This window comes from Novipirellula herctigrandis, assembly GCA_007859835.1.
Lineage (GTDB): Bacteria > Planctomycetota > Planctomycetia > Pirellulales > Pirellulaceae > Novipirellula_A > Novipirellula_A herctigrandis.
Window position 1 is genome coordinate 1,215,687 of the sequence record SJPJ01000001.1, and the last position, 2,185, is coordinate 1,217,871.

Consider the following 2,185-nt stretch of genomic DNA (forward strand, 5'->3'; position numbering starts at 1 on the left):
TAGTGATCAGCGGGGACGGGCGAACGACTTGCAAGCTGACGAGAAAACGAACCACCCGTCCTCCGTTGCATCACATGGTTACCCGTCATTTTTGGAGTGGCGAGCATCGGAAAGTGTGGCAAGCCAAGTACGGGCAATTGTAACCTCGGACTGCGTGCAATCGTTGAAGTCGTAAGTAGTTTCGTAGTGGTCCACCCAATGCCCAATTATCGCAAGTTGATCATCTGTCACAAGGTTCCAGAATTCGAGATAGCGATCGTCGCGGTAGAATCGGTCACGTTGAAAAAGACCAATTAGTGAGTCGATCACAACGTCTGCCTCTTCGGCATCAACGACCTCTGCGGTCATGTAGGCAGGAAGATAGTAGTGCAGTCCGATTGGCGTAAGAAACGTGAAGCCATCTGAGCAATGCCGACACTCGATCGGGGAAAGGCTTGGCCATGGTTTGTCGCCGAGTATTTCGTGGAGGTGTTCAACCATGTACGTGTCGATGATTGCGTCACGAGCCGCGGGGACCGGATTTACCGGAAAGCACGACGCGATGTCGGCCACGAGTGGGTCCATAGATTTCAGTCGGGTAACGTCACCGTTCACCGGGCCGCGGCAAACGACATTGATTCCAGAATCCGCGCGGCCCGCGGCTCCGTGTGCAACGGATGGTTATCCGTGGTGAATTTAGGTGGAAGGTGGAATGCCAGTTGACGTTCCAAAGCAAGACCGAGCAAGCCGATGGTAACAGGAGATTGCTCGCGCAAGCCATCAGGACGTTCCGTCGTCGAGCAACGAATGTCGCCCGAGCACGCCGATGGTCGGTGCGAGGAGGCTCGCGCAAGCCATCAGGAGATTGGAAGGTCGAACCAGAAAAGTTGTCCGAGGGAATGGTTCGTCGGGTGTATCGTTCACCGGCATCAGCCGCAAGCCAGTGTTGTGACGCCAAGGCCCAACACCAGCATACCGATCGTCGTTGATCGGATAACGGTTACGCATCAGCGGGCCGGGACGGTTGATGTGCCATTTGTGAAAACGCGCAAGCCCGGCTCCGTTGCATGCGATGGTTATCCGTTCGTGTGCGTCGAAATGCGGCGTGAAATAGCGGTGAGCGTAAAGGCAGTTGAAAGTGAGATTACGCAACGAAAGATCGAACGCTCAAGGTTCCGGGATGGCGGAACGTACACAGTATAGGAGGATGAGCCTGATTCGGTGTAGGGGACCGCAACCGATCGCGCGTAGTCCGGTGGGATCGCGTGGTCGAAGTAGATGCTGGTGACAAACTCTGAGAGTGAGTAGCCAGTTTGAGAGTCAAAAACGTAGAAAGTGAGCCCTGCGAATGCAAACGCAGCGAAGTATCGACGATTCGATTCTACGCCAGTGAAAGCAAGGATGGCGGACAAACTAAGGACGATCGCGGACAAATAGACGAATGCCGAGGCAGCAAGGGTTGACTGCGCAGCAAGAGCGGCAAACGCGATTGCGAGGTAGGCGGTAGCGAAAAGAATGGATCGCAGGGAAATCAAATTCGGCTTACTTCAGTCGGATAACGGTGGTCGTCAGCGGGCACGGCCAATGTGGATTCCATTTGTAGACGCCCCATGCCGTGCTCCGTTGCACGACATGGTTATCGCCGTTTTGCAGCGGCGAATTGGTGACCGTTGACGTGAACATCTCATCACACGCATCGTACCGCTAGTTGGACCGCGCATCAATCAGATCCGAGACTTGGCATGTGAATCGAGAGGCTCTTGATGCGAAACCATCGAATACTGTTAGCGAGAATATGTCCGGTCAAACCAAACTGCGAGCAAACCAAATAGCGAGACACCAGCAAGCGTTTTGATTGGCGTCGTTGAAATTGAAGGTCCGGTCATGAACAGGCCAGCAAACACGGCAATCGCAAACGTACGAACCGATCTCGCGAAACGCCTTCGCGTGTCAGTATGGCGAGAAGACTTGGCGTCGGTGTTTGTTTCAGGCGGCGTGTACGGATTCACATCGTGAGTGGTAGTTGAGAGGCGGTATCGAACGTGAGAGAACGTGTGGGGAATCGCGCTATCGTGTGGACACCGAAGGGAAACGCGTCGCGAAGTTAAGAAGTGTTCCAATCTTAGTGCGATAACGTCACCGTTCACCGGGCCGCGGCAAACGACATTGATTTCAGAATCCGCGCGGCCCGCGGCTCCGTGTGCAA

General features: G+C 54.5%; 3 protein-coding genes. All 3 read right to left on the reverse strand.

Features of this window, described 5'->3' with window-relative positions:
* Positions 1–78: 78 nt before the first annotated feature.
* Positions 79–564 (reverse strand): DUF6714 family protein, encoded by a 486-nt coding sequence (locus CA13_RS04230; protein ID WP_146394738.1) that lies wholly within the window; start codon positions 562–564, stop codon positions 79–81.
* Positions 565–1,055: 491 nt separating this feature from the next.
* On the reverse strand, positions 1,056–1,514 hold the full coding sequence (locus CA13_RS04240) for a hypothetical protein (protein ID WP_146394740.1): 459 nt from the start codon (positions 1,512–1,514) through the stop codon (positions 1,056–1,058).
* A gap of 249 nt (positions 1,515–1,763) precedes the next feature.
* The coding region (locus CA13_RS34655) for a hypothetical protein (protein ID WP_419193922.1) at positions 1,764–2,185 on the reverse strand (422 nt) is incomplete at its 5' end.